Raw genomic sequence first — 13127 nt, 5'->3', positions numbered from 1 at the left:
AGAGTGGGATGTGATTGCACTTTGTACAATAGAAATTGCATTCTCAGCTCTTAAGTAATGTTCTGCTGCACTTTATACAATTGATTCTCTCATTTAGTCTCCAATGACTCTCTTTTGCAGAATTCTAATGTACGAAGTGCAGCAGATTCAGTTTTCCGACGGATTGAGGGCAAATCTAATGTACAGAGTGCAGTTGAAACTCACTATTCCTCAGCCCATGCTCTGAGAGTGAAGCCCTTTTAGTGGAAAAACTACAACTGTTGCTGGAAAAAGCGCCGAATATAAGGTTGTAATTGGAAAAATGACACTTAATTCGTTACAAATTATTGATTCTGCGCATTCGGACCAAATTAGCTGCCCTAAATCCACTTACTGTTCGTCAGGGAAACGTTAGAGATTTATTAAGAGTATAAAATCCAACTGCTTCCCACGGCAGACAGGTTGTTCGTATACAATCAGGATGGCAGCCTTAAAAAGTCACCAGCGGCTTCAGCTTCTCCAGCAGCTTGGGGCCGATGCCCTTCACCTTCCCTAGATCTTTCGCGCTGCGGAATGCGCCCTTGCTGTTGCGGTAGTCGATAATCGCCTGCGCCTTTTTCTCCCCGATGCCCGGCAGATCCATCAGGGCCTTGGCATCGGCAGTGTTCACATTGATCCGGCCGTCAGCTGCTGCCGGGGCTGCAGTGCCAGCGGCTTCGGCTCCAGCTGTTGCAGTGGCCGTTCCACTTGCCGCTCCACTCCCCGCCGTTCCGCCACCAGCAATCTCGCCACCTGTTACTCCACTCTCCGCCGTTCCGCCACCGGTGACCGCACCACCAACAACTCCACTACCGGCCGTACCGTTACCAGCTTCCTCAACGCCTGCCGCTCCACTTGCCATACTTCCACCCGCCGCCACACTCCCGCCAGCTGCCCCGTCCGCGGAACTCTCGCCATCAGTGCCTTCGTCTGCCACTCCCAGCGCCTGCGCCATTCCGGCATTCAGCGTTGACCATCCGGCAATGCCGGCGTCCTGTGCTCTGTGGTCTGCGGCCCACACCAGACCGCCGCCCAGCAGCGCGGCGGTGATGGCGCAGATGATCATTCTTTTATCCATCAGGTTGTCCTCCCTCATCGAACTGGAATTTTATTCAAAAATCCGGTTAAAACCTGTCATTGGTCCAAGTCTGGCCTGCATACACTTAACGAAGAGTATTCCTGTAAGCCAGCAGCATAAGAAAGGAGGTACCACAGGATGAAAGTGGGATTTATCGGAACAGGCAGCATGGGAAGTCTGCTGATCGACACCTTCCTTCGGTCGGGAGCCCTTGATCCATGTGACGTGATGGCCAGCAACCGCAGCCCGGGCAGGCTGATGGAGCTGAAGAAGCTTCATCCCGGAATTACGATATGCTCCGGCAACATCGAAGCCGCCTCAGAGAGCGACCTCGTGCTCCTGTGCGTCAAGCCTTTGCAGTTCAAGCGGGTAACCGATGAGATCGCCCCTTATCTGCGCAGCGACCAGATCGTTGTATCTATTACAAGCCCTGTGCAGCTCTACCATCTGGAATCGGTCCTGCCCTCCAAGGTCGCCAAAATCATTCCCAGCATCACCCATTCCGTCAGAGGCGGGAGTTCGCTGTGCATTTTCGGAAGCCGATTAAATAAAAAAGACAGGCTGCTGCTGCTCCAGCTATTCTCCTGCATTGGAGTTCCGGAGGAGATTCCTGAGGGTCATACGCGGATTGCCTCTGATTTTTCCAGCTGCGGTCCGGCCTTTCTGAGCTATTTCCTGGAGCGGTGGATTGAAGCGGCTGTAGAAGCAACCGGCATCGACGAAGCCCTGGTCACCCGGCTGGCGGGTGAGATGCTGCTGGGTACGGGTAAGCTGCTGACCGAAGGCTCGTTCACCCCGCAGGAGCTGCAGGAGCGGGTTGCCGTCCGCGGGGGCATTACCGCGCAAGCCCTGAATCACTTGCAGACCAGTCTGGAGGGGGTATTTGAACGCCTGATTACCACCACACACGACAAGTACGATGAGGATGTGGAAAAGCTCGACGAGCTGTTCGGCCTCGGCAGTATCGCGCAGAGCCGACTCGACCGCTAGCAAAATGTATCCATTAACAGGGCCATTTCCTCCATAGGGCAATCAGCGGTCCCCTCCACCTCCGTAGAGAGCGCCCCGAAACCAAGAAAGCCCGCAGCACGGATACCTCCGTTGCTGCGGGCAGAATTGCGTTCTTCGCTTAACCCACTACGATATTTACCAGCTTGCCGGGAACGGCGATGATTTTGCGTACGGTTTTGCCTTCGACAGTTGCCTTCACATTCGGCAGAGCCAGGGCGTGGTCCTGCATCTCCTGCTGGCCCATATCCGCCGGAATCAGCGCGCGCTGGACGATTTTACCGTTCACCTGAACCACGATCTCAACCTCAGCATCTACAGTCAAGGCTTCATCATAGGCCGGCCAGGCGACATAGCTGATGCTTCCTTCATGGCCCAGCAGCTCCCACAGCTCTTCGGCAATATGCGGTGCCAGCGGGGACAGCATCTGTACGAAATGTTCAGCTGCTTCCTTGGACAGACTCTCCTGCTTATAAGCGTCATTGATGAAGATCATCAGCTGGCTGATCGCCGTATTGAAGCGCAGCAGCTCGAAATCCTCAGTGACCTTCTTCAGCGTCTTATGCCAGGTGCGTTTGAATTCATCCGTGCCGCCGCCCTCAGTGATCTTGGCGCTCAGGCTGCCGTCTTCATTCACGAACAGGCGCCATACGCGGGAGAGGAAACGGTGAATGCCTTCAACGCCTTTTTCGTTCCAAGGCTTCGTTGCTTCCAGAGGCCCCATGAACATCTCATAGACGCGCAGAGTGTCTGCCCCATAAGCTTCCACGATCTCATCCGGGTTAATGACATTGCCGCGCGATTTACTCATCTTCTCATTGTTGTTCCCCAGGATCATTCCCTGGTTGACCAGCTTGTGGAACGGCTCCTTGGTATCGACTACGCCGATATCATAGAGTACCTTATGCCAGAAACGGGCATACAACAGGTGAAGCACCGCATGCTCCGCTCCGCCGATGTACAGGTCGACCGGCAGCCATTCCTTCTGCTTCTCCGGTGAGCACAGCTCCTGATCGTTATGCGGATCGATATAGCGCAGGTAGTACCAGCAGCTGCCGGCCCATTGCGGCATGGTGTTGGTCTCGCGGCGGGCCTTCATGCCGGTCTCGGGATCAACGGTCTCCACCCACTCGGTCACATTCGCCAGCGGAGATTCACCGGTGCCCGATGGCTTGATCGCATCCACATCCGGCAGAACCAGCGGCAGCTGATCCACAGGCACAGTCTTCATCGTGCCGTCTTCCAGGTGCAGAATCGGAATCGGCTCGCCCCAGTAACGCTGGCGGCTGAACAGCCAGTCGCGCAGGCGGTAGGTCACTTTGCCCTTGCCGCTGCCCTTCTCTTCCAGCCAGGCGATCATCTGAGCCATCGCTTCAGTATTGGACAGGCCGTCGAGGAATCCCGAATTGACATGCGGACCGTCACCGGAGTAGGCTTCTTCTTCGATATTGCCGCCCTGTACCACTTCGATGATGTTCAGGCCGAACTGCTTGGCGAATTCCCAGTCGCGGGCGTCATGGCCCGGAACGGCCATAATTGCTCCGGTTCCGTATCCGGCCAGCACGTAGTCGGCAATCCAGATTGGCACCTGCGCGCCGTTCACCGGATTAATCGCATACGCGCCGGTGAATACACCGCTTTTCTCCTTCGCCAGATCCGTGCGTTCCAGATCGCTCTTGCGCGAAGCCTTGTCGCGGTATTCGGCAACGGCGGCCTTCTGCTCCTCTGTGGTAATAGCATCCACCAGCTTATGCTCCGGTGCGAGTACGCAATAGCTTGCTCCGAACAGGGTATCGGGACGGGTAGTGAACACTTCAAGCACAGCGTCATGGCCTTCTATCGCAAAAGTTACCTCAGCACCGGTCGATTTGCCGATCCAGTTGCGCTGCATATCCTTGATGCTCTCTTCCCAGTCCAGCTCCTCCAGATCCTCCAGCAGGCGGTCGGCGTATTCGGTAATCTTCAGAATCCACTGGCGCATCGGTCTGCGGACGACGGGATGGCCGCCGCGCTCGCTTTTGCCGTCGATGACTTCTTCGTTCGCCAGAACGGTTCCCAGCGCCTCACACCAGTTCACCGAAACTTCGGCTACATAAGCGAGTCCGCGGTTATACAGCTGGATGAAAATCCACTGCGTCCACTTGTAGTACCCCGGATCGGTCGTGCTGATCTCACGGTCCCAGTCGTAGGAGAAGCCCAGCGACTTGATCTGGCGGCGGAAATTGTCAATATTCTTGAAGGTAATATCACGCGGATGCTGCCCGGTATCCATCGCATACTGCTCAGCCGGAAGTCCGAAGGCATCCCAGCCCATCGGGTGCAGCACGTTGTAGCCGCGCATCCGTTTGAAGCGGGACACGATGTCGGTGGCGGTATAGCCTTCCGGGTGGCCTACGTGCAGTCCTGCGCCGGAAGGATACGGGAACATATCCAGGGCGTAGAACTTCGGCTTGCCTGATTCTTCACTTGTCTTAAAGGTTTTGTTCTCGTCCCAGAACTTCTGCCATTTCGGCTCGATGGTCTGGGCGCGGTATCCAATATTGTCGCTCATCTTGTGCTCCTCCTTGGAGTGTTGCTGTAATAGGTAACTCTATTGTAAAAAACTCTGTAAATAAGGGTCACTGCAGAAAGTTTTGGGCTTCCGCCCGCTGTTATACTCGGATTTCTGATTATAAGCTTCAAGGTGGAAATCCGAGTATAAAGGCGGCCACTAACGTTGCTACAGCTCCAAAATTTCTTTCCGTTCCTTTATATTTACATAAAATCTGTAATAACCAATTCACTTGCCCAGTGCAACAGCAAAGCCCAATATCCGCCCATGATTCGCCGGGCTAACTATGCTGTTTTTCACATACATTGAGGCCGTGTGCCTGCTTTCGAGCACAATGTATGTTGTTTTTCATATACATTGAGGCCGTGTGCCTGCTTTCGAGCACAATGTATGCTGTTTTCCACACACATTCAGGCTGTGTGCCTGCTTTCGAGCACAATGTATGTTGTTTTCCACATACATTCAGGCCGTGTGCCTGCTTTCGAGCACAATGTATGCTGTTTTTCACATACATTCAGGCCGTGTGCCTGCTCGCGGGCACAATGTATGCTGTTTTTCACATACATTCAGGCCGCATGCCTGCTTTCGAGCACACTGTATGTTGTTTTCCACATGCATTCAGGCCATGTGCCGCTAAACGAGCCGATTGTATTCGGTTTTAACCAGAACTTCAGTCATATTCAGCATCATAGTCATTCTACGAAACCTTCCAAGAACTCTTATTCACAAATTCACACACACCTTTTTCACAGCAACAGGAAACTATAGTTTCCTATTACAGCAAAAAACCTCCCATCCCTAGCGTATAATCGCTAGGGACGAGAGGTTTGAATTCCCGTGGTACCACCCTAGTTAGCGGCGGACATTCTTTGTCCGGCACTCACTTTGACACCCTGTATCGGGGGTGAGCCGACGTCGGTTCACTCGCATGTCTCCCTAAGGGACCTGCGGCTCGCGCCATTACTCGGAGGTGAGTTCACTGCGGCCCGTTAACCGGCTCGCACCTTAGGTGCCGGCTCTCTGCAATAACGGTCTCACGAATTAATACTCCTCTTCATCGCACTGCTATGATAACTCTTCTTATCGTAATATTCACCACATTATAACCAAAAGATACATGTACCGTCAATCCTTTCACCCGAAGTCGCGGCGAAGAAGCCGCCATTGCCCATGTAACTGAAGCGGCGGCGGGATCGGCTGCCGCTTCTACGCCGGCCTTCTGCGGATATAATAGCCGATGATATGCTGAATGACCACCTTGGCGGCAGCGAAGAAAGGAACAGCCAGAATCAGGCCGATCATTCCGGCGATCTCCCCGCCGACCAGCAGCGCGAAGATAATCAGCAGCGGATGCAGATGCAGCTTCCGTCCTACAACCTGCGGAGAGATCACGTTGCTCTCCAGCATTTGGCACAGGGTGTTCACCACCGCCACCAGCAGAACAAGGCGCCAGGACAAGGTCGAAGCCATAACAATAGCCGGAGCCGCCCCCAGGAACGGACCCATATACGGAATAATGTTGAATACCGCAACAACACAGGCGAACAGCAGCGCATAAGGCATGCCGATAATTGCGTAGCCGATATAAGCGAGCACGCCGATGATGATGCAGACGAGAAACTGCCCGCGGATATAGTTGCCGAGCGCTTCATCAATATCTTTTAACAGCATCACAATCGACTTGCGGCGCGAACGGGGCAGGCAGGATACCACCATCCGTTCGAACACCTCGAAGTCCTTCAGAATATAGAACACGAGAAAAGGCACAATGAATGCGTTGAACAGCACGCCAATGGTCGAAGCGATATTATTAAGGAAGTGGGAGATGCCTTCGGCCAGGCGGTTCTCCAGCTGATAGAACCAGTTATTCATTCCCGTCTCCACGCCGGGCGGAATCAGCCTGGAATTCATGCCCTTCATCAGCCCCTGCGCGTGCAGCGTCATCTCCGGCAGATGCTCATTCAGCTCCTCCAGCTGTTCAATGAACATCGGGATCAGGTTGATCAGGATCACCGCAAGCGAGGTCAGGAACACCGCATAGATCAGCAGGACAGCTACGCTGCGCGGCATTTTTCTTCTGGAGAGCATAGTGACCACCGGATTCAGCACATAGGAGATAATCATGGCGGCCAGGAACGGGGCCAGGATTGCTTTTAGAAACTGGAATACCCCATTCAGCATCGGACGGAGCAGCCAGACGAAATATAGAATAATCAGTGAGAGCAGCACGCCGGTCATCCAGCGGAGCCATTTACTGCGGAACCACTCCTCCATAATCTCCCTCCTGAACGTGTACAGCCCTTAACCATCATGCCTAATAGTATGTGTGGGAGGGGAATGAAATACTCTGCTCTGCAAAAAATTGGTTTTTTGTTATTTTAGTTCGCAGGTTGGTATAGTGGCCGGGTTCAAGGTTCGCTACAATCATATTGTAAAGCGCTTACATTATTGAGGAGGGTATTGTATATGAGGAGAAAGCTACACAAGTTATTCGGTGCAGGGATGACCCTGCTGCTTGCCGGTCTGCTGACAGGAGCTCCGTCTGTTTCGGCGGCCACCGTCTTTAATGAGCCTCTGACTTACTTCAACCCCGCAACCTGGCAAAAAGCAGACGGTTACTCGAACGGCTCCATGTTCAACTGTACCTGGCGTGCGAATAATATCTCATTCACCAGCGGCGGACAGCTTCGTCTGGCCCTGACCAGTCCCAGCAATAATAAATTTGACGGCGCGGAATACCGCTCTGTCTACAAGTACGGCTACGGCAAATACGAGGTCAGCATGAAGCCGGCCAAGAACAGCGGGATCGTCTCCTCCTTCTTCACCTACACCGGGCCTTCAGATGGGACACCTTGGGATGAGATCGATATTGAGTTCCTCGGCAAGGACACCACCAAGGTCCAGTTCAACTATTACACCAATGGCGTTGGCGGCCATGAGCAGATTGTCAATCTTGGCTTTGATGCTTCCCAGAGCTATCATACGTACGCCTTCGACTGGCAGCCGGGTTATATTAAATGGTATGTAGACGGGGTCCTGAAGCATACGGCCACCAGCAACATCCCCTCCCGTCCCGGTAAAATCATGATGAACCTCTGGAACGGAACGGGGGTAGATTCCTGGCTCGGTTCCTATAATGGGGCGAACCCTCTGTACGCCTATTACGATTGGCTGAAATTCACAGGCAACTAACTTGCAGGCAGGTGATGGACCCCGGCGATGCGCAAGCGGCATCCGCCGGGGTCCTTTTGTCAATGCGGATCATTGCGGAGCATCTTCAATATTTGTTATTCCAATCGCCACATTGTTATGGCGGCTGCAGCCGCCCTTCTGTACGATATATAGAAGAATGCAGCACAGGAGGAACAGAATTGTTGGAGCCGCCGCCAGGTACGTTGGCCGGAGCCCATGTGTATCTACGACAAGAAACCGCCTTATATTGAGGCGGTTTCTTGTCCCTGCGGCATCTAGCGGCTGCTGCGGTCCCAGGCATTGACCTCCATGGTTTCAGTAAGTCCGCCGTAGGTGTTCCACTTGTGCACGAATTCGTCGAATTCTTCAAGCGGGCTGTCTGCGAAGATGATTTTGATGAAGCTTTTCTGCTCCAGCTTCTTCAGCAGTTCGCCGTCGCGCTGCATCGTCGCAGTCGGAGGTCCCGTGAACTGCTCCTTGCGGGAAGCCTCCTTCTGGCCCAGCAGCACAGGGGCAATGTCCTTCGGGATCTCCCGGATGACGCCGGAGGGAATCCGGGCCCCGTCGAAGGTTAGCGTGTACGAGGCTACGCGGATGCCGCCCAGCGGCAGCTCCGAAGACTGGGCGCTCGGCTGGCCGCCCGCCATGGTAAAGTCATAGCCCTCTGCAAGACCATGAGCGAATTCACCAGTCGAGGTAGCATATGAATCGAACAAATAATTCTGATACGTAAAAAAGATCTCAGGGTGCTTCATCTTCTTATTGATCAGAATGGCACCGTTGACAGGCAGGGTCCCTCTTCTCATGGCGAGGCCGCCCGGTCCTGAAGGGATGGGAATTGCCCGGACACGCGCATCAGCGTCACTCTTGGTCAAGGAGGACAGGGGCCAGCCACCCATCCAGTAGGGTCCGGCAATGATACCCGCCTTGCCGGAGATGAACTGGTTCGCCGCTCCCTCTTCATCCAGCCAGGCACTGTCAGCGCTCAAATACCCGCGCTGTACCCATTGCTTCATGAGCTGGACAGCCTTCCTTGCCTCGGGCTGGATGGAGCCGTACTCCAGGGTGCCGTCACTCCGGCGGTTCCACTGCTCAGGAACCGTACCATAGGCGCCGAACACCCAGCTGCTGTCTCCCATCCAGGTGCTGGGCCCGTTGCGGAATCCGGCCGACAGGCCGTAGGTATCCTTGATCCCGTTGCCATCCGGGTCCCGGTTGACGAAGGCATCCATGACCTGCTCCAGCTCATCCAGGGTCTTCGGTGCTTTCAGATGAAGCTTGTCCAGCCAATCCTGGCGGACCCAGAGCAGCGGATCGGAGTTATATTCATAATCCATAATGGGAATGGCGTACCTGTGCGCGCCGCGCACGAAGGGGTTCCATGCCGAAGCATCCTCGGCAACAGCCTTCTTCCACACCTCGGACGCATGCTGCTCGAACAGGTCGCCGACTTCCATGAATTGCCCTGAATCAATCAGCTCCTGGATAATATCGGCATCTCTGGTCGTTACGATGTCGGGCATATTGCCTTTGGCCAGCTCCAGCCTCAGCTTGTTGGCGTAGGTCTCTGAGGTGCCGGAGATCGTCCAAAGATAGCGGATTCGGATGCCAAGCCGCTTCTCGGCCCAGGCCGTATGTACGTTGTGTTCCAGGCTCTCCCCTTTGATGAAATTGAGATTGGGGTTCACGGAGCCGACCGTATACAGGTCTACAGGAGGATCATATTTGCCTTCCTTAACATCGAAGTGAGGGGCTGTACTCTGCGGTGAAGCCGGCGGCTGACTATATTCGGTGCTGTGCCAGGAGCAGCCTGCCAGAATCAGGAGCAGCAGCAACAGCGGGGAACGGACTTTCATGAAACCACCTTCTTTTCGTAGAGTTCATAATCTTATGATACACTTCTCCATATTACAGCAAATGTCTTGAAAAGGATGATCTTTATGGTGGCATGGCGTCCCAACCTGTTCATTAAAATGGTGGCAATCCTGCTCTCCCTGATTGCAGCCACACTCTTGTTCTACGGATCGTCCTACCGTAAGGATGTCGGAGTCATTACCAGTCAGATCAAAACTACCGACCTCAATCATCTGGAATTCCTGACCCAGCAGATGGATAACAACATTAACCAGCTCGCGGGCAGCATGTATGCCCTGCAGAGAGATCCCACCATCCGCGATTATGAGCAGATTACACAGCTGGGCCATCTTATTGATCCAGCCCAGACGATTATGACGGTGCTCGAGAAGCTGTCTCTCCAGACCAGCTCCAGTACCTGGGAGAACCGGATTGTCTTGTACAAGCCCTTCAGCGGGGAGACCTTAGGCTCGGATTCGTCGTTGTCCTTCGATGTCACTGTCCTGCACAAGCCGCTTCCGGCAGGCTGGGAGTATATCTCGGCGGACAGGTCCGGCGCGGAGGCAGGCTTCCGGCTGCTCTTGTCGGACCCCTCCCAGGCAGCAAGCCGGCCGCGCGAGGCGCAGCTGCTGATGTCCATGTATTTGCCGGTCTCCAATATTGAACGGATGTTCGATGCCTACCAGTCGCAGAACACGGGCGATACCTTCTTGTACCATCCGTCATTCGGGGTGATCCTCTCGCGGAGTTCGGACCGGCAGATGGCGGAGCAAGTCACTGCGGCACTGAATATCACGGCCGGGAAGAGTACCTCCGACATCTTCGACCTTACACAGGGCAGCTTCCTGGTCAGCTCGGTGCCCTCCTCGGCCATCGACTGGCAAGTCGTGCATTATTCACCGCTGAAGGAGATTCTTGAGCCGATCCGCAGCAGCCGGACTTCCTTCCTGACGGGATCGGCCATCCTGCTGGCGATGAGCCTGCTCTTCTCCTTACAGCTCTACCGTCAGGTGCAGCGTCCGGTGAGCCTTCTGCTTCGTTCGCTTAACCGGATGAAGGAAGGCCGCTGGTCTACCCGTATCCATACGCGGACCAATCCGGAGTTCACGCTGCTCAATCAGGAATTCAATGACATGGCCGAGAAAATCCAGTCGCTGATCGAGCAGGTCTATCTGGAGCAGCTCCGGGCCAAGGATGCCCATCTGAAGCAGCTTCAATCACAGATCAATCCGCATTTCCTGTACAACTGCCTGTTCTTCATCAAGAGCAAGGCCGCCATAGGAGATACAGAGTCTGTCGAGGCCATGGCGCTCAGTCTGGGCGAATATTACCGCTATATTACCAGGGTCGATCATTCCCTCACCACTCTTCAGGATGAGCTGAAGCTGCTGGAGACTTACCTGAAGATCCAGAACCTGCGGAAGCAGCGAATACGCTACGAGGTGGAGATGGAGAGCGGGCTGCTGGACCTGCATATTCCGCGGCTGCTGATTCAGCCTCTGGTAGAGAATAGTATCATTCATGGCATTGAGCGAAAAATCGGTCCGGGCTCCATCCGGATCACCGGCCGCCATACCCGGGAAGCCATTCTCATTACCGTAGAGGACAACGGTGCCGGTATGACAGAGGAGGCTATTGCAGCACTTCAGGTGCGTATCAACGAAACCACGCGTGAGGATGGAGGCTGCGGGCTATGGAATGTCCAGCAGCGTCTCAAATTACATTACGGCGAGACTTCCGGCCTAATAATTGCCCCATCACCTGAAGGCGGTCTAATCACAACTCTCCGTATGGAGAAGAAAGAGGAACCTGATGCACCAAATTCTATTGGTTGACGATGAACCCTATGTGGTCGATGATCTGTCCATTTCAATTCCCTGGGCGGAGATGGGCTTCGGACAGGTCCACAAAGCTTATTCCGGGTATGAGGCGCTGGAGCTGCTCCAGCGTCATCCCATCGATATTGTAGTCACAGATATCAATATGCCGGAGCTGTCCGGCACCGAGCTGATTGCCGCCATCCGCAAGCGCTGGAAGCATATCCGGGTGGTGATGCTGACCGGCTATGCGGAGTTTGAATATGCCCGCAAGGCTATTGAAGAGCAGGCCAGCGCCTATCTGCTTAAGCCGATAGCGAACGACCAGCTGATCGCCGTCATCGGTAAGCTGCAGGAGAAGCTGCGCAGTGACTGGGAGGCCTGGTCCTCCCACCAGCGGACGATGCAGACCTTCCGCGAGCATCTGCCGATCCTGCGGGACCGCCTGCTCGGGGAGCTGCTGCAGGGACGGAAGCTGCCCGGGCCGCAGCTCCAGGAGCGGCTGGACCAGTTCGACCTGCCGTTCAGGGCCGGACTGCCGGTTTGTCTGGCCGTAGTCCGTCCCGAGGAATTCTTCCGGCGCCAGGATATGCACAGCATGCTGCTGTTTGAATATGCGATCATTAATATCGCCCAGGAGCTGTTCCAGGACCGGTTCCTGATCTGGTCCTGCAAGGATGTGCATGACTATCTCGTATTCCTGCTGCAGCCCAGGCAGGATCTTGAACACGGCGGCAATCCCGGAAATGAGGTGGCTCAGGCTGCCTATCAGCTGCAGAATCATGTCAGCACCCTGATGGGAGGCGGCCTGTCCGTGGTGACCACCGGCTGGGGCGACTTCCCGGATCAGGTCTACACTCTCTATCAATCAGCCATTTCCGCCATCCGCCAGCATATCGGCAGCGAGACCGGCATCTATCTCGATACCACAGATAACAGCAGCTCCCAGCCCGTGGAGATTCTCCAGCCGCTGTATGAGCCTCCGCTGCTGTTCCACATGTTCGAAGCGAACAACTGGCAGGGCATTGAAGATAAGCTGAACGCTATCGTCATGGAGCTGCTCGACAGTCCCGAGCGGTCACTGGAGCATATCCAGGAAGCCCGTCTGCACCTGGAGACAGCCTTCTATTACTTCGCCCACAAGAATAACAAGCTGCTGAGCGATATTATCGGCAATCCGCTGCTGGAGCAGGCTCCCTTTCAGACGCCGGACAAGCTGCGGGAGTGGGCTATGGAGGTTATCCTTCTGCTGAGAGAGCATACGGATTCCGAACGGCGGAACAGCCGGACCGTGCTGATCCGCAAGGTTCATGAGTATATCAACCGCAATCTTCACTATGTCTCCCTACAGGCCATCGCTGACCATGTCCAGATGCATCCGGTCTATCTCTCCAAAATGTACAAGCTGGAGACCGGCAAGCGCATCAGCGACTATATCAGTCAGGTAAAGATGGAAAAAGCGGCGTATCTGCTTATCCATACGCCGCTCAAAATTTATGAAGTTTCCTCGGAGCTCGGGTACTCCAACGCCCATTATTTCATTAAGCTCTTCAAGGAGTATGCGGGGATGACCCCGCATGAATACCGTGACCGGGCGCTGTAATTCCGT

Annotated in this window: 8 protein-coding genes; 4 read left to right on the top strand and 4 right to left on the bottom strand. The window is 54.6% G+C overall.

Features of this window, described 5'->3' with window-relative positions:
* Positions 1 to 469 precede the first annotated feature (469 nt).
* Complete coding sequence (locus tag NST04_RS11715; protein ID WP_341184374.1) at positions 470 to 1096, bottom strand: ComEA family DNA-binding protein; 627 nt, start codon at positions 1094 to 1096, stop codon at positions 470 to 472.
* Positions 1097 to 1234: 138 nt separating this feature from the next.
* Between NST04_RS11715 and comER the strand changes: the two genes are divergently transcribed.
* Positions 1235 to 2086, top strand: coding sequence for a late competence protein ComER (gene comER, locus NST04_RS11710; RefSeq protein WP_341184373.1), 852 nt, complete (start codon positions 1235 to 1237; stop codon positions 2084 to 2086).
* 139 nt (positions 2087 to 2225) lie between these two features.
* On the opposite strand, the gene leuS is transcribed toward comER, so the two are convergent.
* Positions 2226 to 4655 carry a leucine--tRNA ligase gene (leuS, locus tag NST04_RS11705; protein WP_341184372.1) on the bottom strand — a complete coding sequence of 810 codons (2430 nt, stop codon included), beginning with the start codon at positions 4653 to 4655 and terminating at the stop codon, positions 2226 to 2228.
* 1206 nt (positions 4656 to 5861) lie between these two features.
* A complete protein-coding gene (locus NST04_RS11700) occupies positions 5862 to 6929 on the bottom strand; it encodes an AI-2E family transporter (protein ID WP_341184371.1) in 1068 nt (355 codons plus the stop codon).
* 228 nt (positions 6930 to 7157) lie between these two features.
* Between NST04_RS11700 and bglS the strand changes: the two genes are divergently transcribed.
* A complete protein-coding gene (gene bglS / locus NST04_RS11695; RefSeq protein WP_445667912.1) occupies positions 7158 to 7847 on the top strand; it encodes a beta-glucanase in 690 nt (229 codons plus the stop codon).
* A 275-nt stretch (positions 7848 to 8122) separates the two neighbouring features.
* Here bglS and NST04_RS11690 read toward each other — a convergent pair whose 3' ends face one another.
* Entirely contained in the window at positions 8123 to 9703 is a 1581-nt protein-coding gene (locus tag NST04_RS11690; RefSeq protein ID WP_341184369.1) for an extracellular solute-binding protein, read from the bottom strand.
* A gap of 84 nt (positions 9704 to 9787) precedes the next feature.
* Here NST04_RS11690 and NST04_RS11685 point away from each other — a divergent pair, with 84 nt between their 5' ends.
* Both NST04_RS11685 and NST04_RS11680 read left to right on the top strand, forming a co-directional pair.
* Positions 9788 to 11536, top strand: coding sequence for a sensor histidine kinase (locus NST04_RS11685; protein WP_341184368.1), 1749 nt, complete (start codon positions 9788 to 9790; stop codon positions 11534 to 11536).
* On the top strand, positions 11514 to 13121 hold the full coding sequence (locus NST04_RS11680; RefSeq protein ID WP_341184367.1) for a response regulator: 1608 nt from the start codon (positions 11514 to 11516) through the stop codon (positions 13119 to 13121). Before NST04_RS11685 ends, NST04_RS11680 begins: the two co-directional genes overlap by 23 nt.
* Positions 13122 to 13127 lie beyond the last annotated feature (6 nt).

The organism is Paenibacillus sp. FSL H7-0756, from assembly GCF_038006765.1.
Taxonomy (GTDB): Bacteria; Bacillota; Bacilli; order Paenibacillales; family Paenibacillaceae; genus Paenibacillus_AQ.
This window is presented reverse-complemented; position numbering and strand designations above follow the sequence as displayed.

Bases quoted from the DNA above. Each gene is read 5' to 3' on its own strand.
- NST04_RS11715 (WP_341184374.1), bottom strand. From the start codon at position 1,096: ATGGATAAAAGAATGATCATCTGCGCCATCACCGCCGCGCTGCTGGGC.
- comER (WP_341184373.1), top strand. From the start codon at position 1,235: ATGAAAGTGGGATTTATCGGAACAGGCAGCATGGGAAGTCTGCTGATC.
- leuS (WP_341184372.1), bottom strand. From the start codon at position 4,655: ATGAGCGACAATATTGGATACCGCGCCCAGACCATCGAGCCGAAATGG.
- NST04_RS11700 (WP_341184371.1), bottom strand. From the start codon at position 6,929: ATGGAGGAGTGGTTCCGCAGTAAATGGCTCCGCTGGATGACCGGCGTG.
- bglS (WP_445667912.1), top strand. From the start codon at position 7,158: ATGACCCTGCTGCTTGCCGGTCTGCTGACAGGAGCTCCGTCTGTTTCG.
- NST04_RS11690 (WP_341184369.1), bottom strand. From the start codon at position 9,703: ATGAAAGTCCGTTCCCCGCTGTTGCTGCTGCTCCTGATTCTGGCAGGC.
- NST04_RS11685 (WP_341184368.1), top strand. From the start codon at position 9,788: ATGGTGGCATGGCGTCCCAACCTGTTCATTAAAATGGTGGCAATCCTG.
- NST04_RS11680 (WP_341184367.1), top strand. From the start codon at position 11,514: ATGCACCAAATTCTATTGGTTGACGATGAACCCTATGTGGTCGATGAT.